The following is a 22,632-nucleotide window of genomic DNA, read 5'->3' as shown; positions in this document are numbered from 1 at the left end:
TCAATTCTTTAGCCTTTTTTTATTTTTTACCTAAATTTCATTTAATTTTTTATGAACTTTGCAATCCTTTTAAAATCCAGTTTCTCAACTTGTTCGGAGAAACTACAACTTGTTACCAAATGGAAATATTAAAAAGCTCACGATTGGACTCGCTACGCTATGATATACGTGGTCCAGTTTACGAAAAAGCCCTGCAATTGCAGCGAGAAGGCTACAAAATCACTTCTTTGAATATTGGTAACCCTGCGGCATTTGGTTTTGAAACACCAGATGAGATTATTCATGATGTTATTATGAATATTCGTAATGCCCAAGGTTATGCAGATTCACGTGGATTGTTTGCCGCCCGTAAAGCCGTTATGCAATATTATCAAAGTCGTGGAGTGAAAAATACTGAAATTGATGATGTTTTTATTGGTAATGGTGTAAGTGAGTTAATTGCTTTGACGATGACGGCTCTTTTGAATCCGCACGATGAAATATTAATACCTTCGCCCGATTATCCACTTTGGACGACTTCTGTGGGTTTGGCGGGTGGTACGCCTGTACATTATGTATGTGATGAAGCATCAGATTGGAATCCAGATTTAAAAGATATTGAGGCGAAGATTACCAAGAAAACTCGTGGAATTGTCTTGATTAACCCCAACAATCCAACGGGTGCAGTTTACGAAAAAGATATTGTTGAGGGAATTGTTCGTTTGGCAGAAAAACATAAGTTAATTGTTTTTGCGGATGAAATTTATGATAAAATTCTTTATGATGGAGCAGTTCATCACACCACAGCGGGAATGTCGGAAGAAACACTGATTATTACGATGGGTGGAATGTCAAAGAACTATCGTGCCGCAGGTTTTAGAGGAGGTTGGATGATTTTGACAGGTGCAAAACACAAAGCAAAATCATACATTGAAGGGCTTACTTTTATGGCTTCTATGCGTTTGTGTTCCAATGTAATAACGCAATATGGTATTCAAACGGCTTTGGGAGGTTATCAGTCGATTAATGATTTGGTTACTTCGGATGGACGTTTATATAAACAAATGAAATTGGCACATGAAAAGTTGATTTCGATTCCAGGAATTTCATGTGTGCGTCCGAAAGGAGCCATGTATTTGTTCCCTAAAATTGATTTGAAGCAGTTTGACTTTAAAAATGATGGAGACTTTGTTTTAAGTTTATTGGAAGATCAAAGGATTTTGGTTGTTGGTGGTCGAGGTTTTAATTTTAAAGAACCAGACCATTTTAGAATTGTATTTTTACCACATTTAGAACAATTAGAAATTGCGATGAATAAAATGATTTTACATTTTGAAAATCATCGTAAGTAGGAATAAAATCTAATTTTTCTGTTTATTTTTGTTAAAGAGGTCTTTGGTACTGAACAAAGACCTCTTTTTTTGTTGTTAAAATATCAACGATTCAACATTCCCACAAACAATGAATATTGACACATCATTATTTAACTCAAAAAGAACCGTTCTTTTTATTTTTCTCTTCGGAATATTTCTTTCCAATGCCATTGTCGCTGAAATTATTGGGGTGAAAATCTTTTCTGTGGAAGGGACTTTAGGTTTTCAACCACTTCATTTACAGACTTTTATGGGAGTTTGGGATATAAACCAAACGGCAGGAGCATTGAATTGGCCTTTTGTCTTTATCACTTCGGATATTATCAATGAATATTTTGGAAAAAAAGGTGTAAGAAAAGTGTCTTACTGGACGGCAGGTTTTATCGCTTATTGTTTTATCATTATTTACGGAGCCACTTTGTTGACTCCTGCGGATTTCTGGATTGAGGTAAATAAAGGTGACGATAATTTTAATATCAATGATGCTTTTGGGAAAATTTTCAGACAAGGTTTAGGTATTATTATAGGTTCATTAACGGCATTTTTATTGAGCCAATTATTAGATGCTTACGTATTTCATTTTATTCGTGAAAAAACGAATGGCAAAAAGATTTGGTTACGAGCAACGGGTTCAACGTTGGTTTCACAGTTGATAGATAGCTTCGTGGTGATTGGAATTGCTTTTGTTCTTTTTGGAAATTGGACGATTGAACAGTGGATTTCAACATCGTTAAACAGTTATTTATATAAATTTTTTACGGCAATTTTACTCACACCCGTTATTTATCTGGCTCATAATCTGATAGATAAGTATTTGGCTAAAGATTAATTTTATCGGCTATCAAATTTTGATAGCCGATTTTTTATCTTCTTAAATTATCTAAAACTACCGCCGTTGCAATACCCGCATTCAAAGATTCTGCTCCGCCAAAACTTGGAATGGTTATTTTATCGGTAACTAATTTTTCTATATCTTCCGAAATTCCGTTAGCTTCGTTGCCGATGATAATATAGCCAGATTTCGCAAATTTGGTTTGGTGAATGTTATTTCCATTGAGCAATGTGCCGTAAATTGGAGTGCTTTGTTTATTGATAAATTCTTCTAAATCAGTGTAATACAATTTTGTTCTTGTGAATGAACCCATCGTAGCAGCAATCACTTTTGGATTATAAAAATCTACGGTTGAATGCGAACATATTATTTTATGAATTCCGTACCAATCGCCCACTCTGATAATTGTGCCTAAATTTCCTGGGTCACGAATATCATCTAAAATTAGGGCATATTCATTTTCTCCGACCAATAATTCTTCGTTTTCTTTCGTTTTAGCTACGGCAAGGGCGGCGTTATTTGAGCTGTACGAGCCTGATTTTTCTAAGTCTTGTTGATTTACTAATTCGACTTGAATGGGCAATTTCTGCAAAATTTCTTCGTAATTATTGAAAAAATCTTGGGTGACAAATAATAACTCAAGCTCAAAGTCTGATTTTAATAATTCAAGCACACTTTTTGCCCCTTCCACAATAAAAGATTGATGTTCTGAACGAAATTTCTTTTGTTGTAGAGAATTAATGTATTTAATTTGATTTTTAGTTATCATTTATACTTTCGCTTTAATTGAAAAGAGCCTTATTAAATATATCCTTTTTTGCTTTGATGCTATTGGTTTTCGGTTGTTCGCCGAAGAGTGTTTTTACAGAACCGCTTTTATCGTCTCAGACTTTTAGAGGTAACAAAACTTTACCTAAAGAACGATTAGAAGCTCTTTTGCCCCAAAAACCTAATAAACGTCTTCCATACACGCCCATCACTACGGGACTTTATTTTTACCAATTATTCTCTGCCAAATTGCCTCCGTTTTCTTACAAATCTTATGCTGAAAAGAAGGTTATTTGGGAAAAGGAACTCACAAAGTTAAACGATGATTTTGACCAAAGAGTAAAGGGGCTTGATATTAATTCGGAAGAATATTTGAAAATTGCCAAAAAGAAAGAATCTAAAGCCCAAAAATTGACCCGAAAAATCAATGAAGGCAATTGGGCAATGCGAACTTTCGGTGAAGCTCCGTCTTATTTTTATGAAGCTGATGCCATTAAAAATGTTGAAAAAGTAAAGACATACCTCAAAAATCACGGTTTTTTTAATTATTCAGTGAGTTATAAAAAGGATTCAACTTTCTTTAATCGTCGTGGTATTGATGTGACTTATTTGGTTGATGAAGGTACTTTTTATCCGTTAAAACAAGTAGATTCACTGGTGGTTCAAGACCGAACTATTCGTGAAATTTTACGAGCAAATCAAAATGAAAGTCGTTTGAAAGCAGGAGAGCGATTGACTTTGGAGGATTATAACGATGAAAAAGTACGCATTGAAAATCTGCTAAAAAATAATGGCTATTATAATTTTTCAAAAGATTATATTTCCATTCGTGTCAATGACCTTGATACGGCTATTACAAAAGGTATCGCTGCGATAACCTATATTCCTAATCCTTCAAGACCACCACAAAACCCGAATTATAGAAAAGCATATCCTATCAATAAGGTTACTTTTATTTCTGATGGTTCGTCGCCTGCCATTACTGTTCCCAAAGTTGATACAATTTATAACAGAAATATTCAATACATTTTTGTGAATAAAAGGTTCTCTACCAAGTTGTTAGATTCAAAAATTGATATTCGTCCGAACCAATTGTACAAGTTAAATAACCGCCTACAAACGGAGAAGAATCTTTATGGACTTGACCAATTTCAGTTTACCAGAATTAATTTTGATACGACTCGTGGTTTATTAGATGCCACTATTTATACACGTCCTTTAGATAAATATCAGTTTACAGCTGAGACGGGCGGAAGTGTGTTTCGTTTAGTTTTTGGACCTTTTTTTAATACGATATTCAAAGTACGAAACATTCAAGGTAGTGCCAGTTCATTAGAAACTAATTTACGTTTTGGGTTTGAAGCTCAAACGGGCTTTTTCGATACGGATGTTGTAAGTCGAAATTTAGAATTAGGATTAAATACTTCTCTTATCGTTCCAAAAATATTAGCTCCTAATTTTTTAGCTCAGAAGTTAAATGCTTTTACTCCACAAACTCGCCTTGGCGTTGGAGCAGAGTTTACGTCAAGGCAGGAATATAGCCGTTTGAATTTTAAAATTAATGGAACTTACGTTTGGCGACCTTCACCCAAGAAATTTTGGCAGGTGTCGTTGGTGGACTTAAACTTAATTTTCACCAATAACCAAACCAAAGCATTTTTAGATTATTTGGATACTTTAAAAGCACAAGGGAATAATTTAGGACAGAGTTTTAACCGTTCTTTTGTTTCTACGATTAGTGCTTCGTACACTTATACGGATGACCCTTACGGACAAATTAAGAAGGGGAATTATTTACGCCTTTTGATGGAATCGGGCGGGACGACACTCAATTTTTTCCCTTCGGGTAAAATTGGCTTCGTTTCAAGTCTTTTCGGAGATAGTTTGCAGTTTTTTAAATTTGTGAGATTCAATGCTGATTATCGTCGATATTTATCAATTGGCGGTAGTAAAAACGCAAGTTTTGCCTACAAAATCAACACAGGTATTGCTTATGCTTATGGTGAAGGACGAAATTTACCTTACGAGAAGAACTTCTTTGTGGGCGGTCCAAGTAGTATTCGTGCATGGCGACCAAGAACTTTGGGGCCAGGTTCGGCTTACTCCTTCCGAAATTTAGACCAACCTGGCAGTATTTTATTGGAAACAAGTGCCGAATATCGTTTTAAAATTATCCGTTTCTTGGGAGATTATAATATTAACGGAGCATTTTTTGTAGATGCAGGAAATGTCTGGCGTTTTCAAGGGCAGAATACGGAAGGTTTAACAGGTAGTGATTTTCAATTTGATAGATTCTATAAAGAAATTGCGGTAGGAACTGGCTTTGGCGTAAGAGTCGATTTATCCTTCTTTGTGCTTCGTTTAGACTGGGCAGTAAAAGTAATCGACCCTTCGCAAGAAGAAGGAAACCGTTGGGTATTATTTAGAGATAAATCTAATTTTAGAACTAATACCCAATCCGATGGTTATTCTAATTCATTAGCCTTAAACTTTGGTATTGGTTATCCGTTTTGATTTAGTGATTTGTGATTTAGTGAGTTGTGAATTAGTGACAAATTTCCAATCCAAAATAACCAATAACCAATAACCAATTCCCAATCCCCAATCCCCAACTCAATGGTCTAAAGGGCGTTTTTTTATCATTCCTCCTTTGGTATCTTTTATGCTACTCATGACCACAAAAGCTTCTGGGTCAATATTATTGATAGCTTCGTTTAGTTTGTTTAGTTCAAGTCGGGTAACAACGGTATAAATAATTTCTATACTTTTTGATTCTCCCATTTTTCCATATCCGCCTCGGCCATTATACATCGTAACGCCATGTCCTAATTTGGTAATAATCATTTCTCTAATTTCGTCATTCTGCGTTGAAACAATCGTCACACCAGTATATTCTTCAATGCCTTCAATCACAAAATCAAGCGTTTTTGAGGCTGCTAAATACGTTACCATTGAATAAAGAGCAATTTCTACGGATAAAAAATAGGCGGCAGTTCCAAAAATGAGAACATTAATCATAATAATAATATCGCCCATTGTTGTACCAAATTTACGACTTAGAAAAATAGCTAAAACCTCAGTTCCATCAATAACTGCCCCTCCACGAACGGATAATCCTATGCCTGCACCCAAGAAAAAACCACCAAAAAGTGCTACTAAAAGATTGTCGTTTGTGATATTAGGGAAAGAAATTGTTGCCACAACTAAAGCCAATCCAGAGATAGCCAAAGCTGTTTTTATGGCAAATGATTTTCCCATAATTCGGTATCCTAAAAGGATAAATGGGATATTCACAACCACTAATAAAATAGCTAATGGAATGGAAGTAAGGGCTGAAATAAGGAGTGAAATCCCTGTTGCTCCACCGTCGATGAAGTGATTTGTCAATAAAAAACCCTTAAATCCGAAAGCAGCCGAAAATACTCCAGCAGTAATAAATAAAAAGTCTTTAAAATATCCTCGAAGTGTACTTTTTAAGGCTATAAGACCTTTTTCGAGTTCATAGCTGGAATATGCGTTGAAATCTTTAGGTTTCTGATTCAACTTGCGAGTTAAAGTGTCAATTACTAACTGTTTCAGGATTGGATTCATTATGTAGTGTGTTTGATTCGATTAAAGCCAATGGCTCAAATATAATGACAAAAAAACCTTGCCAGACGTTAGTTTAAACACGAAAATGGCTGAGAATTAAACAAAAAATGAATTCTATTGACAATTTAGCAGGATTGATTTGGAGAGGTATTACAAAGTTCGGAAGTTTGAATACTTTTTCTCACACTGCCCAATTTTTTATAATTCTGCTTTAAATTAGTATTAATTTTCATCAACTCATCTTCCAAATTTTTTAACACAAATTAAATGAAAAAATGTTTATTGTTTAGTTCGATTTTACTGTTTGTTCAATCGTTCTTGAATGCTCAAAATACAGAGCAAGTAAAGTCCGCCTTGCCAGTAATTGACAAAATTTGTAAAGATTTTGCTGAGAAAAATCATTTGCCAAGTTTGGTTTACGGTTTGGTAATTGATGGGCAAATAGTACATTCCAATCATATCGGAATAGCGAATGCCACAACAAAAACACTGGCTGACGGTAAGTCCGTTTATCGGATTGCGTCGATGTCAAAAAGTTTTACGGCAATGGCAATTTTGCAACTTCGGGATGCAGGTAAATTGAAATTAGACGAATCTGTTTCTCTTTACATTCCCGAAATAAAAGGACAAAAGTTTTCAGCCTATTCTCCCGAAATTACCATTCGTCATTTGTTGACTCATGCCGCAGGTTTTCCAGAAGATAATCCTTGGGGCGACCGTCAATTAGCAATTTCAGACGAAACAATGCTTAAAATGTTTAAGAAAGGAATCTCATTCTCAAATACCGCAGGCGTTGCTTATGAGTATTCAAATATGGGATTCGCTATGTTGGGTTATATTATCAAAAAAATAAGTGGGCAAACGTATCAAAATTATATCAATCAGCACATTTTGAAGCCATTAGGCATGAATGACACCTATTGGGATTATACCAAAGTGCCTAAAAATCAATTGGCAATTGGGTATCGTTGGATGGATGAAAATTGGGTAGAACAACCCATGCTTGGCGATGGTGCTTACGGGGCAATGGGCGGAATGCTCACGACCATTGATGATTTTGGGAAATATTTAACTTTTCATCTTTCGGCTACCGTTTCGGATAAAAAAGAATCACCTGTTTTGAAAAGAAGTTCACTCAGAGAAATGCACCAGCCTTGGAATTTTAGTTATTTTAGTATTGATAACAAAAATGCGATGGGGAAACCTTGTCCAAACGTATCAGCTTACGGATATGGTTTGCGTTGGGTTCAAGACTGTAATCATATTACCAATATTGGACATAGCGGAGGTTTACCAGGTTTTGGGAGTAATTGGAAAATGTTGCCAGAATACGGCATTGGAATTATTTCATTTGCCAATCGTACTTATGCACCTGCCAGTGCCTTAAATACTCAGATTTTAGATACATTAATCGCTTTGGCACATCTAAAACCAAAGCCAATTCCTGTTTCAGCAATTTTAAAACAACGTCAAAAGGAATTGATGAATATTTTACCTTCTTGGCAAAATGCGGAACAATCAGGAATTTTTGCGGAAAACTTTTTCTTAGATTATTTTGTAAAACCTCTCAAAAATGAAGCAGAGTCTGTTTTTGTGAACGCAGGGAAGATTTTGAAAATCAACGAAATGGTACCTGAGAATAATTTAAGAGGCTATTTTATTGTTGAAGGCGAAAACGCCAATATAAAAATTAGCTTTACGCTTTCACCCGAAAAACCTGCTCTTATTCAAGAATATCACATTCAAGAAATTAAAAAATAAGTCAACCATGAAGAAAATATCAATCATTTTCATATTCTTTTATCTCACCATTTTCAGATTGTCAGCCCAAAATACCACTATTTATTTAGTGCGTCATGCTGAAAAAGTTACGGTAAATCCAAAGGACAAAGACCCTCTTTTAACGGAACAAGGACAACAAAGGGCTTTAGATTTAGCCCAAAAATTAAAAAAGCAAAAGATAAATAATATCTTTTCTACCAATTATCAGCGAACCAAATTGACTGCAAAACCTTTGGCGGAGGCAAAAAAAAATGACCTTAAAATCTACGAGCCAAAAGATTTAAAGGTTTTTGCCAATCAATTATTAACTGAAAATGAAGGCAATAAAATTTTAGTTGTTGGACATTCTAATACTGTTTTAGAAACAATTGAAGCTTTAGGAGGTAAAAGACCAATTCCAGAAATTAGTGACCAAGAATATGATTATTTATTTACCGTAAAACTAAAAAATGGAAAGGCAGCAAATGTAAAAGTTGAGCATTACGGAGCAAAAAACTCGAATGCTGAAGGTTTGGAAATGATGAAAGGGAATTAAAAATGATAGCACACAAAGATTATTTTCGAGTCAATTGAAGATAATCTTTGTGTATAATAGTACCATTGATTTATTACTAACCCGTTTTAATGTTACACCTAAACCATCTACCTAATTTGCACTTTCTTCGTCATGCTTAAAACCATGCTTCGATAAATTCATTCCATACGTATAATTTGTAGCAAGAATGACATCATTGCAATCAAAGTGTTTAATCACTCCAGTTTCTTGAATAGCCACTACCCAACAAGTATTTTGGTGCATTCCGTAGTCAATAATGAAGATACCATGTCCTTTTCCGAGTGGAGTATCAACTAAAATAGCAGGGTCTAATTGTAAAATCATAGCTTTGAGATTTATTTTTATTGAGTTAAAGAACTGTTTTGGTTGAGTTGTTAAAATATTGTTCCGTCGGATTAACATATTGATTAATAATGTTTTATGTAGATGTTTGAGGATGATTTTCTACAATTGTTTCAATTGAATGAACGAGAAGTTCGTTTTCTTCCAGCAATTGTTAAATTCGTGTTTGAACATGATTCATAAAATTATATTGTTTTGTTGAAATCGGTATAAATTGCATGAACCTTCGTTTAAACAAATAGAAAGCACCTTACAAATCACCTAATGAACTTCCTAATATTTCAACATAATCTGCCATTCTGTCATAATTTTTTGTAAATTTGTAACTTAATTTAAGACTTACATATTTGGTTGTTAATGAAAAAAACATCAACAATCGAATACCGAACATCGAAAATGAGAGAATTAGAAATACTTAAAGAAGAAGACAAAGAAGCTTTAGAATTGCCTCGTACAAGTGTCGAACAAGCTGACACAACAGGTAAAAGAAAGTTATACATTGAAAGTTACGGCTGTCAGATGAATTTCTCTGATTCAGAGATTGTTACCTCCATTCTTCAAGAGGGAGGCTATGCCACAACTGCCAATTTTGAGAATGCCGATGTCATCCTTTTAAATACTTGTGCCATCCGTGAGAATGCCGAACAGAAGGTTAGAAATCGTCTGAAAAACTTCACTCATTTAAAGAAAAAGCGTCCAGAAATGGTCGTTGGGGTATTAGGTTGCATGGCGGAACGTTTGAAAACGAAATTTTTAGAAGAAGAAAAAATCGTTGACGTAGTAGCTGGACCAGATGCTTATCGTGACCTTCCAAATCTTTTGAGCGAAGCCGAAGATGGGCAAAAAGCCATCAACGTTTTCTTATCGAAAGAAGAAACATACGCCGATATTTCGCCAGTTCGTTTAAATTCTAACGGAGTTACTGCTTTCGTTTCCATCATGCGTGGTTGCGATAATATGTGTTCGTTTTGCGTTGTACCTTTCACTCGTGGACGTGAACGTTCACGTGACGTATATTCCATCATCAAAGAATGTCAGGATTTATTAGACAATGGTTTTAAAGAAGTAACGCTTTTAGGACAAAATGTTGACTCATACAAATGGGCTTCCGAAGATGGTTCTGAAACTGTCAATTTTGCTCAACTATTGGAAAGAGTAGCTTTGATTAATCCAGAATTAAGAGTGCGATTCTCTACTTCTCATCCAAAAGATATTACTGATGAAGTGCTTTTTACCATGAAAAAGTACGAAAACATCTGTAAATATATTCACTTGCCTGCTCAAAGCGGAAATAGTCGTATTCTGAAAATAATGAACCGTACATACGACCGTGATTGGTACATCAATCGAATTGATAAAATTAGAGAAATTTTAGGTGAAGATTGTGCCATTTCACAAGATATGATTACAGGTTTTTGTTCTGAAACCGAAGAAGAACACCAAGATACATTGTCATTGATGGAATATGTAAAATATGATTGCGGTTATATGTTTGCTTATTCAGAACGCCCTGGAACGCCAGCCGCTAAGAAATATGTAGATGATATTTCAGCAGAAGTGAAGCAAAGACGTTTGGCTGAAATCATTGATTTGCAATTACGTTTATCGCAAGAACGTAATAATAGAGAAATCGGTACAGTTCATAAAGTATTGGTTGAAGGGTTCTCAAAGCGTTCGGATGATTTTCTACAAGGAAGAACAGACAACAATAAAAAAGTTGTTTTCCCGAAAGAAAATTACAGCAAAGGAGATTATGTGATGGTAACAATAACGTCTTGTTCAACGGCAACATTGAAAGGAATTGCGATAAAATCTTAAAAAATAATCCAAATGCACAGATTTCAATTAAGCCTTTCTGATTTACCTCATTATACTTATGAGGATTATAAAAAATGGGAAAATCAATGGGAACTCATTGCAGGTGTACCGTTTTCAATGAGTCCTTTACCTGTTTTCAAACATCAGAAAATCAACGTTAAAATCGTAAGAATTTTAGATGAAGAATTAGAGCGAAATGGGTGTGACGATTGTACTGCTATGATGCCAATTGATTGGAAAATTGATGAAAGTACCATCGTTCAGCCAGATGCTTCCATTATTTGTGAAAACTCCAATGGAAAGTATATTATTAGCATTCCGAAATTGGTTTTTGAAATTCTTTCCCCTTCGACTCGTAAAAAAGATTTAACCATAAAATTTGACCTTTACCAAGACCAAGGTGTTAAATATTATTGCATTATTGACCCTGATGTTAATAAGGCTACTATTTACAAAATGATTGAAGGAAGATATCGACAAGTATTTGAATCTGAGAATGATACCTACATTTTTGATATTGAAGACTGTAAAGTTGTCTTTGATTTCAGTAGAATTTGGAAGTGATAATTAGGTGTTAGTATTTAGGGATTGGTTTTTAGATTTAAGCAATTTTAGTTGAAAATCTAATTTTAAGTCCCCAATCCTAACCCCTAAATCCTAAAATATATGCAAATTACAGAATTACAATCCATAAAAGCCCGTTTCGGAATTATCGGAAACTCGCCCGCATTAAATCATGCCATTGAAGTAGCTGGACAAGTTGCTCCAACCGATATGACGGTGCTGATAACAGGTGAAAGTGGCTCAGGGAAAGAATCATTCTCTAAAATTATTCATAATCTTTCAGCTCGTAAACACGGTCAATTTATTGCCGTAAACTGTGGGGCAATTCCCGAAGGAACAATTGATTCTGAACTATTTGGACACGAAAAAGGGGCTTTTACGGGTGCAATTGATGCTCGAAAAGGTTATTTTGAAGTAACCGATGGCGGAACGATTTTCTTGGATGAAATAGCTGAAATGCCCTTAGGAACGCAAGCACGCCTATTACGTGTACTCGAAAATGGTGAGTTTATTCGGGTTGGGTCTTCAAAAGTTCAAAAGACAAATGTACGTGTAGTGGCAGCGACGAATATCAATTTGATGACCGCCGTTGAAAGAGGAAAATTCAGAGAAGATTTATATTACCGTCTCAATACCGTACCGATTTTTGTGCCTCCTTTGCGAGATAGAGGAATGGATATTGAGTTGTTGTTTAGAAAATTTACGACTGATTTTGCTGAAAAATATCGAATTAAACCTATTCAACTAACACCAGACGCTCAACACATTTTATTGTCGCAACGATTTCCAGGTAATATTCGCCAATTAAAAAATTTAGCCGAGCAAATCTCTATTTTGGAAGTCGATGATAGAATAATTGATGGAGCAAAATTAAGTAGTTATTTACAGAAAAATAACGGACAATCTATCGGTAACGGTTTGATGCGTAGAGATTTTGAGGAAAAGCAATCAGACAATTTTTCAGAAAGAGAATTACTTTATAAAATTCTCTTTGATATGAAAAAGGATGTTACGGAGTTAAAAAAAATGTTCTTGGATGTGTTGAAAAATGGAGAAATAAACCCTGATATTCTGAAACAAAATGAAGGATTATTTCAAAATATGGACAATGATAGAGCGTTTCCGTACACGCCAAATACGTATCAGCCAGAGACAAATCCAGCGAGAATTTTACCAACTGGACAAGGAAATTATACCCCAAATCCAGAATTAACAATAATTAACTTAAACGGCGAAAATCACGAAAATAAAAGCGGTTTTATTGACGTTACCCATGAAGCGGAAGAAGTATCTTTTTCTTTAGAAAAGCAAGAAAAAGATATGATTATCAAAGCTTTACAGAAAAATAAAAATAAACGGAAATATGCCGCACAAGATTTGGGAATCTCTGAAAGAACCCTTTACCGTAAAATTAAACAATATGATATTGAAGAAGAGTAGTTTAGTTATCAGTTATCAGTTATCAGTTATTAGTTATCAGTCCATGCTGAATAAAATAAAAAACATATTCTTTAAAGTGAGAAAGTTTACTGTTTACTGTTTACTGTTCACTGTTTACTGCTCACTGATTTCTTGTTACACCTTCAGAGGGGCGAGTCTTGACCCAAATTTGAAAACGATTCAGATTCAAAACTTTGCCTTTCAAACTGCGGGTGGACCAGCCAATTTAAGTTTGACATTTAATGAAAAAATGAAGGAGTATTTTCAGCGAAATACTTCCTTGAAAACAACAAATGTTAATCCTGATTTGATGTTTGAAGGGGCAATAACAGGTTTTTCCGTTGAAGCAAAAGCCCCAACTTCTGATGATAAAGGAGGTTTAAACCGCTTAACAATCACTATTCAAGTGAAATTTACCAATGCCAAAGATGAAAATAAAAATTATGACCAAGAGTTTTCTTTTTATCAAGATTTTGCCCAAACCCAAACCATTACAGCCGTTCAGGGCGAATTAATTCCCAAGATTTTAGACCAAATAATCTTGGATATTTTTAATAAAACTGCGGGAGAATGGTAGTTATACTCATTCTATCATTCACTCAATCTCTCATTAAATTAAGATGAATAAAGACGTTTTCTCATATCTTATTGCTCACCCTGCCAATATTTCATTGTCGGACGTGAAAACAATTGAGTCTATTACCAAACAATATCCATATTGCCAATTAGGACATACACTTTTGGCAAAAGGTTATCACGCTCATCATGCTGAAGAATTAGCTTTTGAGAAAATTCGTCATGCTTCTGTCCATGCCGTGAGTAGAAATGCCTTGAGAAAATTGATAAATGGAAGTTTTCGAAATGAAGTAATCACAAATTCAAACCAAAAATTTGAATCAGAATATCTGCATAAATTAAAAGAAACTCCCGAAGAAGAAGCGATTGCCCTTGAGGAAGATAATATTACAGAACAGACAGTGATGATTTCAAATCTTGATATGCTGACTAACTCGACAGCCGTTGAAGATTTATTAATTGATGAAATTGCTCAAAAAAAGCAACTTCAAAATTCTATTATCGATAGTTTCTTGATAAAAGACCCTGGTTTGATTCGTACTACAAAAAGTCAGTTAGAGGCAATGGGCAGGCAAGAGGATTTATCCGTTAAAAGTAGTAAATTAGAAAAAGGAATTGTAACCGAAAGCTATGCCAAAATATTAACCATGCAGGGCAGAAAAGAAAAAGCAATTGAGGTTTATCAGAAATTAATTTTGAAATTCCCAGAAAAAAAAGCGTACTTTGCATCCAAAATTAAAGAATTGGCATAATTTTTCTAATTTGAAAATATGTCAATTTGAAAATTTGAAAATATTGCTACTTATATAGCCACTTCAAATTTTCAAATCCTTCACTTTCAAATTATTGTATTTTCAAATTTTCAAATTAAAAAGAAATGTTCGGAGCAGTTATCGTAGTTATTTGCATTATTGCAGTTTTATTAGTTTTTGTAGTATTAATTCAGAATCCAAAAGGAGGAGGACTTTCAGGTGAATTTGGAACTGCTGGCGCAAGCCAAATGTTCGGTGTACAACGTACTGGTGACCTTTTAGAACAAATTACTTGGGGTGGTGCAATTACAATTGCTGTGTTAGTTTTGGCAACGAAATTTATCACACCTACTGAAACAGGAAGTGGCATTGAGTCTTCAAACGTTGAAGCAGCTAAAGGTAAAGCAGGTATTCCTGCGGCAGCACCTGCACAAGGTCTTGGAACAAATCCAACTGCTAAGCCATCTGATACAACTAAGAAATAAAATATTTATAGCTTATCACCAAAAAAGGAAACTCAAACGAGTTTCCTTTTTTGGTTTTTTAGGGGTATCTGTTTTTTCTAACACCTAACCCCAAAAACTCCTCATCTCGTCACTTCCTCCACAATTTTCCATTTAGCGATGGGTAATAATGTTTCTTCCAAAGGCAAAATATACTTTGATTCTACCAGATACGTCGCAGGATTGGGTAAGTGCTTATATTTTTTGACTAAATCTAATTTTATATTCTCGAAAGTAGTCGAAACACTTTTTCTGACAGTCTCGACATAGAAAGTTTTTACTCCCCGTAATTTCTCATTTTTGCCTTCAAAAACCGTCAAATTATATTGATAAACCAATGTTTCACTAATTGTAGGTTCATGAACTAATAAATAACCGTCATTTTTATAAAGTGGTAAAATCCCGATAGGGGTGACGTTGATATTATCTTGCACTTCTGCCACAATTTCTTCCCCTTCGTTGATAGCATTTTCAAATCGTGGAAGAGCATAATTCATGATAGACTCCAATTCGGTGATATAATGATTGTCGGGCTGTGGAGATGACTCATAAACGATATTCAAATCATCGGTATTAAAGTCTCGAATCCTTTTTGGAAAAAGGTCACTCATTTGCTCAATTCCGTCCTTAAAATACTTTGAATATTCGTAATGATACTGCAAGTCCCGTAGGTCTGGATACAATTTTTGATTTTTGAAATTACTTTTGACGTGTTGTAGATATGCCAGAAGTACATATTTTTTATACTCAAAATCAATCAGTCCAGTGGTTAGCCAGTCTTTATCTAATGTTTTCATAGGCTTTAATTTTTGTTGAAGGATTATGAAATTCAAATGAAAGCAAACATCAATATTTAAAATTAACATTTATACGCATAATGTCAACTTTTCAGTATAATATTTTCAAGACTGACAGAAGTCAAAAGTAAAATTGTATGAAATTCGTATTTGAGTGTAAAACCTGACAATTTTTCCGCTTTTTGGACAATGGCACAAAATATGACGAAATTTGTATTGTAGGAGTTAGTTTCAATGTAATAAGTGTTTGCTAAAATCTAATATTAGAAACCTAACACCTTTACAAAACCTAAAAAATCAAATACAAAAAATAACTTATCACAAAAAACAATGTCAACAGTTAGTATTAAGCCTTTGGCTGACAGAGTTCTGGTAGAACCAGCAGCCGCAGAAGAAAAAACATCATTCGGAATTATCATTCCTGACACTGCCAAAGAAAAACCACAAAGAGGAACAGTTGTAGCAGTAGGTGCTGGCAAGAAAGATGAGCCAATGACCGTTTCAGTTGGTGATACTGTTTTGTATGGTAAATACTCAGGAACTGAAATCGCAGTAGAAGGTAAAGATTATCTTATCATGCGTGAAAGCGATATTTTCGCAATTTTGTAAGGAGGTGATTGGTAAATGGTGATTGGAAATTAGATTCATAATTTCACAATTATTAGGTACCCCATACTTTTAAAGCAAAAATTATTAAAATCTTTTTTGAAAAAATATGATTAGTTACGGTAAAATATTTTTCCATTCACCAATAACTAATCACTAATAACCAAATAACAATGGCAAAGGAATTATTTTTTGACACGGATGCCCGTGATAAACTGAAAAAAGGCGTTGATACCTTGGCAAACGCTGTTAAAGTAACTTTAGGACCAAAAGGTCGTAACGTAATTATTGATAAAAAATTCGGTTCACCAACAATTACGAAAGATGGTGTTTCGGTAGCAAAAGAAATTGAATTAGAAGATGCTGTTGAGAACATGGGTGCTCAATTAGTGAAAGAAGTAGCTTCTAAAACTGCTGACCAAGCAGGTGACGGTACAACTACTGCAACTGTTTTGGCTCAAGCAATCTATACAATTGGTTCTAAAAACGTAGCAGCAGGTGCAAATCCAATGGATTTGAAACGTGGTGTTGATAAAGCGGTTTTAGCAGTTGTTGCTTCATTGAAGTCTCAATCAAAATCAATTGAAACGTCTCAACAAATTGCTCAAGTTGCAACAATTTCAGCGAACTCTGATTTAACAATCGGAACAATGATTGCTGATGCAATGGAAAAAGTTGGTCGTGAAGGTGTAATCACTGTTGAAGAAGCTCGTGGTACTGAAACTGAAGTTAAAACAGTAGAAGGTATGCAGTTTGACCGTGGATATTTATCTCCATATTTTGTAACAAATACTGAGAAAATGGAAGTTGAATTAGAACGTCCATTCATCTTGATTTCTGAGAAGAAAGTATCTTCAATGAAAGAATTGTTACCAGTATTAGAAGGTGTTGCTCAAACGGGTCGTCCTTTGTTAATTATCGCTGAAGATGTTGACGGAGAGGCTTTAGCTACTTTGGTAGTAAACAAAATTCGTGGTGCATTAAAAGTTGCGGCTGTAAAAGCTCCAGGTTTTGGTGACCGTCGTAAAGCAATGTTAGAAGACATCGCTGTATTAACTGGTGGTACTGTAATTTCAGAAGAGCGTGGTTTCAAATTAGAAAACGCTACAATTGAATATTTAGGTCAAGCAGAGAAAGTTATCATCGACAAAGACAATACTACTGTTGTAAACGGAGTAGGTGCAAAAGATGGTATCGAAGCTCGTGTAAACCAAATCAAAGCTCAAATCGAAAATACAACTTCTGATTATGACCGTGAGAAATTGCAAGAACGTTTGGCTAAATTGTCAGGTGGTGTTGCTATTCTTTACATCGGTGCAGCTACTGAAGTTGAAATGAAAGAGAAAAAAGACCGTGTTGATGATGCTTTACACGCTACACGTGCTGCCGTTGAAGAAGGTATCGTTGCAGGTGGTGGTGTTGCTTTAATCCGTGCTATCAGTGCATTAGACGGTTTAGTTGGCGAAAACGAAGACCAAACAACTGGTATCAACATTATTCGTCAAGCTATTGAGTCTCCATTGAGAACAATCGTAGCTAACGCAGGTGGTGAAGGTTCAGTAGTGGTTAATGCCGTAAAAGCAGGAGAAGCTGATTTCGGTTATAACGCTCGTGAAGATAAATACGAAAATATGTTGGCAGCGGGTATTATTGACCCAACTAAAGTAACTCGTTTGGCTTTAGAAAATGCAGCTTCAATCGCAGGATTGTTGTTAACAACAGAATGTGTAATTGCAGACAAGCCAGCAGCAGAAGCTCCACACGCACATGGTGGTGGCGGAATGGGCGGAATGATGTAATTCTGAATTCGTTTCAAAATAGAAAAACTCCCCTTGAATTTACTTTCTTGGGGAGTTTTTTTATGGATTTGATTGTACTTTTGTAAACATATACCCAATCACCACACTTAATTAAAATGCCGAATCATCAAGCCATTTTCCTGTCCAACGAAGTAAATAAACAAGCATTTATCCAACAGATTTTATCTCAAAAAGCTACTGGAATTTTAGCCAATTTTAATGATTTACAAGGGTCACTTTTTTCCAAAATCAGCATTGATGAACTTTTGGATGAAGAAGACCGTCACGGTTTTACAGAGGTTACAAAATCGCAAAATAGAAGCTTAAAATCAATGTCGAGTGGAGAACAGAAAAAGGCTTTATTAGACTATTTGATGACCACAAAAACAGATTATATCATTTTGGATAATCCGTTTGATAATCTTGATGTAAAAATTAGAGAATCTTTATTGACTAAGCTGATTGAAGTTCAAAATCAAGTTTTGCTTATTCAAATTATTCATCGTAAGCGAGATTTGTTGCCTTTTATCAATGAATTTATTACGGTTGACAAAGATAATAAATTGCATATTTGTGCTGATAATGAGGAGTTTATGAAAATGGAGGAGGATAATATATTAGTTGGTAAAATTCCTGATACAACTCATATTTATTCGGATTTGGAAGATGAACTAATCATTTTTGATAAAGTAAATGTGAGTTACAACGAAAAACCAATTCTAAAAGATATTACTTGGACAATTGGAAAAGGTGATTTTTGGCATTTAATAGGTCCAAACGGAGCAGGAAAAACCACTATTTTATCCATGATTACAGGAGATAATCCGAAAGGTTACGGACAAAATTTGTACTTATTCGGAAGGAAAAAAGGTTCTGGAGAAACTGTTTGGGATATTAAAGATAAAATTGGCTACGTAACGCCAAGTATGACCGATTTATTTATTACCAGACACACTTTGGAGCAAATGGTTGTTTCGGGTTTTTATGATTCGATTGGTCTTTATGTCAATCCTTCAGATTTGAATGTGAAATTGGCAAAAGAATGGTTGACTTTGGTTAATATGTCGAATCTTGCCAATACATTATTTTGCTTTTTAACCTCTGGACAGCAACGTTTAGCCTTAATACTTAGGGCAATGGTAAAACATCCCCCTTTGATGATTTTAGATGAAGCTATCGCAGGATTAGACGACCATAATACACGCTTGGCAATTGCTCTGATTAATAAAATTGCGAATGAAACTAATACAACCATTTTGTATGTGTCTCATAGAAATGAAGAAGGACTGAACCCAAGAAGTATTTTTACGTTGAATCCTTCGGTTCATGGTTCGGAAGGAATTTTTAGGTAGATACAAGGCACTGCCTTGTCTCATGTCCAATTGAAAATTATAAAAATATAGACAAGGCAATGCCTTGTGTCATATCCAATTACAAATTATAAATGTAGAGACAAGGCATTGCCTTGTCTCGTATCAAATTGGAAAGGTTCAATTATGATTTGTACGGATGGCAGTCTCGTATAAATCATAGTTGAACCTTTGAAAATTATAAAAATAGATACAAGACAAGGCAATGCCTTGTCTCTACCTACCTAAAGGGAATAATTAAAATAACCAAAGAAATTTCTTCGGTATTGGCGTTTCAAAATACATTTGTTCATTCGTTACTGGGTGAACAAATGCTAAAACCCAAGCGTGTAACCCTAAACGTCCGATTGGGTCAGTTTTAGCACCATATTTTTCGTCGCCTACAATCGGAGAACCAATATCTTTCATGTGAACACGAATTTGGTTTTTACGCCCCGTCTCTAAATTCACTTTTAATAAACTATTATGTTCACTTTTTTTGAAAACTTCAAAATGAGTGATGGCGTGTTTTCCGTGGTCAGGATTACGAGTTGAATAAACAGTAAGAGCTTTATTTTCAACTAAATACGACTCTATTGTACCAGTTTCTTCTTTTACACAACCTTCAGTTACTGCCAAATATGTTCTTTCTTGAATGGTAGCATTCCACGATTCTTGAAGTAGTCCTTGCACTTTTTCGCTTTTGGCAAACATCATTAAACCTGACGTTTCACGGTCGAGACGGTGAACCACAAATATTCTATTTCTTGGGTCTTCCTTCTTAACGTGGTCACTTAAAATACTGTACGCATTATGTAATTTTTGCTTTTCAGTAGCGATAGAAAGCGTTCCTTCGCTTTTTTCAATAATAATTAAATATTGGTCTTCAAAAATGATTTTAAGTCCTTTATAACGTTGTTCTTGCGGGGCTTTGCTATCCTTAATGTCAACAACTTGATTGGGCTTTAGTACCTGATTAAACTGCGTAACTGCTCGGTTATCGACTAAAATTTGTTTATCTCGAAGGAGGGACTTGACATTGTGGCGACTTTTATGAGGCATACTTGCCAAAAGAAATGTCAGTAATTGAATTTCTTCGGTAACTTCAAAATGATTTTTGTTTGTTTTAGCTTCTTTTGCTTGTTGAGGCTTATCTTTTTTGATAAATTCTTTCATGATTATATTATTTCGGTAACAAAGGTAGATGTTTTTTTGAAGTTCTTAATTCAATGTTTCATTTTCAATACCATTCTTGATTTCATTCTTGACTTGTTTTATCGTACCAGTGTATTATTTTCGTAGAAAGTTTTGAGAAATATCATTCAAATTCAATTTTTTCAAGCAAAAATTATTGATTTGATGTTAGGTGTTCGAAGTCAAAAACCTAAACATCGAATTATGAACATCAAACATCAACAACCAAATATCAATATATGAATTTTACCTCCGAATTTAGTAATACTGAACAATGGTTTTTAGCAGTTTTCTTGATATTGTACCTAATATTTTTAGGTCGAATATTTTGGATTGCTCGCCGTTTAGGTACTTCTGCGGGGTCGAGTGTGTTGAAATTCTTACTCAGAGGAGTTTATTTTAGTTTGATGTTATTAGCATTATTGAATCCATCTTTTGGGGAGTTAAAAGGAACGGTTAAGGCACAAGGGAAAGATATTTTATTACTAATTGATATTTCGAAGTCAATGGATGCGACTGATATTCAGCCAAGTAGGATAGAAAAAGCAAAGTTTGAACTCAATCGTTTTATTAATCATTTTAGTAAAGATAGAATTGGACTTATTGTATTTTCAGAAGATGCTCTTTTGTTATCACCACTGACATTTGACAATAATGCCATTAATTATCTTGTTCCAAAAATCAACACTGATTTATTACCCGAAGGAGGAACCAATTTTACGCCAGCCCTTGAATTGGCATTAGATAGATTTTCAAAAGCAAAGGCAAAAACGCAGTCAAAAGTGATAGTGCTTATTAGTGATGGCGAAAATTTTGGTGCTGAGAATAAAGCTTTAAAGGCAAAAATTAGACAAAAGGAAATTAATTTTTTTTCGGTTGGAGTTGGCACTACCGATGGCATTACGATTAGAGACGGAAAATCTTTCAAAAAAGATAAAGACGGAAATATCGTGGTGACAAAATTAGAAACAGCCACCTTAAAGAAATTAGCTGCCGAAACGAAAGGCAACTATTTAGAAATTAAAAGTGTTTCTGAAAGTATAAATGAATTAATAATGAGGGTTGAAAATATAGAAACAGACCTTGTTGATGAGCGTCAAATTGATGTTATCGCAAATAAATATTTTTATTTTCTAATCATTGCATTATTTTTGCTCGGAATTGATGTTTTTTTCACAGTGAGGACTTTTCAATTATAATTCCCCTTCCCATTTTTCCCTTTCTACATCTTGTTTTAATGAATGACGATTATTCGTCTTCAATGTATTTTTTGAGTTGCTCAATTTGAGTAATTTGATGTATTTTTACTTAACGACTAACTATTATTAACTCAATTATTTTTTACATATTTCTCTGGATAATTGATAATAGCTCGATTACGAAAATTAATATTCGTAATAAAGCCACTATGGAAGCTCAGAAAGCTTTTTTAAAAGGTAATTTTCAAGAAGCATCTTTGCAGTATCAATTATTAGCAAAACAATCATTTTTTACACCTTCTGAGGTAACTTTAAATTTTGCACATTCTTTATTTGAACAAAAAGATACGCTTGCCGCACGGAAAAAATATGCACAGTTGGTTAGTTTAAAAGAGCCTAATTTAGCTTCGACGACTTATTCGCAATTAGGTATTATTTTTTGTAATGAAAGAGATACTTTGAGAGCATTAGCATTATTTAAAGAAGCCTTAATTTTGAAGCCCGATAATGAGATAGCTCGATATAACTATGAACTTTTGAAGAAGCAATATCATGCTGAAAAAACAAAAGAAGAGGTAAAATCTAAAAATAAGCAGTCAAATCCACCACCAAGTCCGCAACAACAAAAATCAGAAGTTGCCAATGACAATTCTCAAAAAGAATTATTGAAGACTTTAAAGAATTATGGCTTGACCTTGGAAAAGGCAAAAATGATACTTGATGGGATGAAAAATGATGAAATCCAATATATTCAAAAACGAAATAATTTAGTAAAAAGTAGAGAGTCACGAATCACGCAAAACTGGTAAGTA

General features: G+C 34.5%; 21 protein-coding genes. 16 read left to right on the top strand and 5 right to left on the bottom strand.

Annotated features, from left to right (window positions below):
- Nucleotides 1-119 precede the first annotated feature (119 nt).
- Nucleotides 120-1,331 carry a pyridoxal phosphate-dependent aminotransferase gene (locus tag VB796_RS00685; RefSeq protein ID WP_323344583.1) on the top strand — a complete coding sequence of 404 codons (1,212 nt, stop codon included), beginning with the start codon at nt 120-122 and terminating at the stop codon, nt 1,329-1,331.
- 109 nt (nt 1,332-1,440) lie between these two features.
- On the top strand, nt 1,441-2,181 hold the full coding sequence (locus VB796_RS00680; RefSeq protein WP_323344582.1) for a queuosine precursor transporter: 741 nt from the start codon (nt 1,441-1,443) through the stop codon (nt 2,179-2,181).
- A gap of 34 nt (nt 2,182-2,215) precedes the next feature.
- Here VB796_RS00680 and VB796_RS00675 read toward each other — a convergent pair whose 3' ends face one another.
- Nucleotides 2,216-2,953 carry an RNA methyltransferase gene (locus VB796_RS00675; RefSeq protein ID WP_323344581.1) on the bottom strand — a complete coding sequence of 246 codons (738 nt, stop codon included), beginning with the start codon at nt 2,951-2,953 and terminating at the stop codon, nt 2,216-2,218.
- A 17-nt stretch (nt 2,954-2,970) separates the two neighbouring features.
- Between VB796_RS00675 and VB796_RS00670 the strand changes: the two genes are divergently transcribed.
- The gene (locus VB796_RS00670) at nt 2,971-5,466 is read left to right on the top strand and encodes a BamA/TamA family outer membrane protein (protein ID WP_323344580.1); all 2,496 of its coding nucleotides are present in this window, start codon (nt 2,971-2,973) and stop codon (nt 5,464-5,466) included.
- A 99-nt stretch (nt 5,467-5,565) separates the two neighbouring features.
- Here VB796_RS00670 and VB796_RS00665 read toward each other — a convergent pair whose 3' ends face one another.
- A complete protein-coding gene (locus VB796_RS00665; protein WP_323344579.1) occupies nt 5,566-6,543 on the bottom strand; it encodes a YitT family protein in 978 nt (325 codons plus the stop codon).
- Between the two features lie 267 nt (nt 6,544-6,810).
- Here VB796_RS00665 and VB796_RS00660 point away from each other — a divergent pair, with 267 nt between their 5' ends.
- Both VB796_RS00660 and VB796_RS00655 read left to right on the top strand, forming a co-directional pair.
- Entirely contained in the window at nt 6,811-8,304 is a 1,494-nt protein-coding gene (locus tag VB796_RS00660; RefSeq protein WP_323344578.1) for a serine hydrolase domain-containing protein, read from the top strand.
- A gap of 7 nt (nt 8,305-8,311) precedes the next feature.
- Nucleotides 8,312-8,860: a histidine phosphatase family protein gene (locus VB796_RS00655; protein WP_323344577.1), complete on the top strand. Its 549-nt coding sequence runs from the start codon at nt 8,312-8,314 to the stop codon at nt 8,858-8,860.
- Nucleotides 8,861-8,971: 111 nt separating this feature from the next.
- Here the strand turns inward: VB796_RS00655 and VB796_RS00650 are convergent, their stop codons facing one another.
- A complete protein-coding gene (locus VB796_RS00650; RefSeq protein WP_323344576.1) occupies nt 8,972-9,205 on the bottom strand; it encodes a hypothetical protein in 234 nt (77 codons plus the stop codon).
- Nucleotides 9,206-9,580: 375 nt separating this feature from the next.
- Between VB796_RS00650 and miaB the strand changes: the two genes are divergently transcribed.
- From miaB to secG, 6 genes are all read left to right on the top strand, one after another.
- The gene (gene miaB, locus VB796_RS00645; RefSeq protein WP_323344575.1) at nt 9,581-11,041 is read left to right on the top strand and encodes a tRNA (N6-isopentenyl adenosine(37)-C2)-methylthiotransferase MiaB; all 1,461 of its coding nucleotides are present in this window, start codon (nt 9,581-9,583) and stop codon (nt 11,039-11,041) included.
- A 12-nt stretch (nt 11,042-11,053) separates the two neighbouring features.
- Nucleotides 11,054-11,605 carry a Uma2 family endonuclease gene (locus VB796_RS00640; RefSeq protein WP_109743111.1) on the top strand — a complete coding sequence of 184 codons (552 nt, stop codon included), beginning with the start codon at nt 11,054-11,056 and terminating at the stop codon, nt 11,603-11,605.
- A 102-nt stretch (nt 11,606-11,707) separates the two neighbouring features.
- Nucleotides 11,708-13,045 carry a sigma-54 dependent transcriptional regulator gene (locus tag VB796_RS00635; protein ID WP_323344574.1) on the top strand — a complete coding sequence of 446 codons (1,338 nt, stop codon included), beginning with the start codon at nt 11,708-11,710 and terminating at the stop codon, nt 13,043-13,045.
- A 169-nt stretch (nt 13,046-13,214) separates the two neighbouring features.
- Nucleotides 13,215-13,622, top strand: a complete 408-nt coding sequence (locus VB796_RS00630; RefSeq protein WP_323344573.1) for an LptE family protein — start codon at nt 13,215-13,217, stop codon at nt 13,620-13,622.
- 43 nt (nt 13,623-13,665) lie between these two features.
- Complete coding sequence (locus VB796_RS00625) at nt 13,666-14,373, top strand: hypothetical protein (protein WP_323344572.1); 708 nt, start codon at nt 13,666-13,668, stop codon at nt 14,371-14,373.
- A 125-nt stretch (nt 14,374-14,498) separates the two neighbouring features.
- Nucleotides 14,499-14,858 (top strand): preprotein translocase subunit SecG, encoded by a 360-nt coding sequence (secG, locus tag VB796_RS00620; protein ID WP_323344571.1) that lies wholly within the window; start codon nt 14,499-14,501, stop codon nt 14,856-14,858.
- 101 nt (nt 14,859-14,959) lie between these two features.
- Here secG and VB796_RS00615 read toward each other — a convergent pair whose 3' ends face one another.
- The gene (locus VB796_RS00615; RefSeq protein WP_323344570.1) at nt 14,960-15,673 is read right to left on the bottom strand and encodes a hypothetical protein; all 714 of its coding nucleotides are present in this window, start codon (nt 15,671-15,673) and stop codon (nt 14,960-14,962) included.
- 330 nt (nt 15,674-16,003) lie between these two features.
- Between VB796_RS00615 and VB796_RS00610 the strand changes: the two genes are divergently transcribed.
- The 3 genes from VB796_RS00610 (at nt 16,004) to VB796_RS00600 (ending at nt 19,430) form a co-directional block, all read left to right on the top strand.
- Nucleotides 16,004-16,282, top strand: coding sequence for a co-chaperone GroES (locus tag VB796_RS00610; protein WP_109743117.1), 279 nt, complete (start codon nt 16,004-16,006; stop codon nt 16,280-16,282).
- 170 nt (nt 16,283-16,452) lie between these two features.
- The gene (gene groL, locus VB796_RS00605) at nt 16,453-18,078 is read left to right on the top strand and encodes a chaperonin GroEL (protein WP_323344569.1); all 1,626 of its coding nucleotides are present in this window, start codon (nt 16,453-16,455) and stop codon (nt 18,076-18,078) included.
- A 116-nt stretch (nt 18,079-18,194) separates the two neighbouring features.
- On the top strand, nt 18,195-19,430 hold the full coding sequence (locus tag VB796_RS00600) for an ATP-binding cassette domain-containing protein (protein WP_323344568.1): 1,236 nt from the start codon (nt 18,195-18,197) through the stop codon (nt 19,428-19,430).
- Between the two features lie 255 nt (nt 19,431-19,685).
- Here VB796_RS00600 and VB796_RS00595 read toward each other — a convergent pair whose 3' ends face one another.
- A complete protein-coding gene (locus tag VB796_RS00595) occupies nt 19,686-20,603 on the bottom strand; it encodes an RluA family pseudouridine synthase (RefSeq protein WP_323344567.1) in 918 nt (305 codons plus the stop codon).
- Between the two features lie 257 nt (nt 20,604-20,860).
- Here VB796_RS00595 and VB796_RS00590 point away from each other — a divergent pair, with 257 nt between their 5' ends.
- A complete protein-coding gene (locus VB796_RS00590; protein ID WP_323344566.1) occupies nt 20,861-21,820 on the top strand; it encodes a vWA domain-containing protein in 960 nt (319 codons plus the stop codon).
- A 209-nt stretch (nt 21,821-22,029) separates the two neighbouring features.
- Nucleotides 22,030-22,629: a hypothetical protein gene (locus tag VB796_RS00585; protein WP_323344565.1), complete on the top strand. Its 600-nt coding sequence runs from the start codon at nt 22,030-22,032 to the stop codon at nt 22,627-22,629.
- The last annotated feature ends 3 nt before the right edge of the window (nt 22,630-22,632 follow it).

The organism is Arcicella sp. LKC2W, from assembly GCF_034931005.1.
In the GTDB taxonomy this organism is placed as follows: domain Bacteria; phylum Bacteroidota; class Bacteroidia; order Cytophagales; family Spirosomataceae; genus Arcicella.
This window is presented reverse-complemented; position numbering and strand designations above follow the sequence as displayed.

Coding starts and splice junctions, on each gene's coding strand:
- VB796_RS00685 (WP_323344583.1), top strand. CDS start 120: ATGGAAATATTAAAAAGCTCACGATTGGACTCGCTACGCTATGATATA.
- VB796_RS00680 (WP_323344582.1), top strand. CDS start 1,441: ATGAATATTGACACATCATTATTTAACTCAAAAAGAACCGTTCTTTTT.
- VB796_RS00675 (WP_323344581.1), bottom strand. CDS start 2,953: ATGATAACTAAAAATCAAATTAAATACATTAATTCTCTACAACAAAAG.
- VB796_RS00665 (WP_323344579.1), bottom strand. CDS start 6,543: ATGAATCCAATCCTGAAACAGTTAGTAATTGACACTTTAACTCGCAAG.
- VB796_RS00660 (WP_323344578.1), top strand. CDS start 6,811: ATGAAAAAATGTTTATTGTTTAGTTCGATTTTACTGTTTGTTCAATCG.
- VB796_RS00655 (WP_323344577.1), top strand. CDS start 8,312: ATGAAGAAAATATCAATCATTTTCATATTCTTTTATCTCACCATTTTC.
- VB796_RS00650 (WP_323344576.1), bottom strand. CDS start 9,205: ATGATTTTACAATTAGACCCTGCTATTTTAGTTGATACTCCACTCGGA.
- miaB (WP_323344575.1), top strand. CDS start 9,581: ATGAAAAAAACATCAACAATCGAATACCGAACATCGAAAATGAGAGAA.
- VB796_RS00640 (WP_109743111.1), top strand. CDS start 11,054: ATGCACAGATTTCAATTAAGCCTTTCTGATTTACCTCATTATACTTAT.
- VB796_RS00635 (WP_323344574.1), top strand. CDS start 11,708: ATGCAAATTACAGAATTACAATCCATAAAAGCCCGTTTCGGAATTATC.
- VB796_RS00625 (WP_323344572.1), top strand. CDS start 13,666: ATGAATAAAGACGTTTTCTCATATCTTATTGCTCACCCTGCCAATATT.
- secG (WP_323344571.1), top strand. CDS start 14,499: ATGTTCGGAGCAGTTATCGTAGTTATTTGCATTATTGCAGTTTTATTA.
- VB796_RS00615 (WP_323344570.1), bottom strand. CDS start 15,673: ATGAAAACATTAGATAAAGACTGGCTAACCACTGGACTGATTGATTTT.
- VB796_RS00610 (WP_109743117.1), top strand. CDS start 16,004: ATGTCAACAGTTAGTATTAAGCCTTTGGCTGACAGAGTTCTGGTAGAA.
- groL (WP_323344569.1), top strand. CDS start 16,453: ATGGCAAAGGAATTATTTTTTGACACGGATGCCCGTGATAAACTGAAA.
- VB796_RS00600 (WP_323344568.1), top strand. CDS start 18,195: ATGCCGAATCATCAAGCCATTTTCCTGTCCAACGAAGTAAATAAACAA.
- VB796_RS00595 (WP_323344567.1), bottom strand. CDS start 20,603: ATGAAAGAATTTATCAAAAAAGATAAGCCTCAACAAGCAAAAGAAGCT.
- VB796_RS00590 (WP_323344566.1), top strand. CDS start 20,861: ATGAATTTTACCTCCGAATTTAGTAATACTGAACAATGGTTTTTAGCA.
- VB796_RS00585 (WP_323344565.1), top strand. CDS start 22,030: ATGGAAGCTCAGAAAGCTTTTTTAAAAGGTAATTTTCAAGAAGCATCT.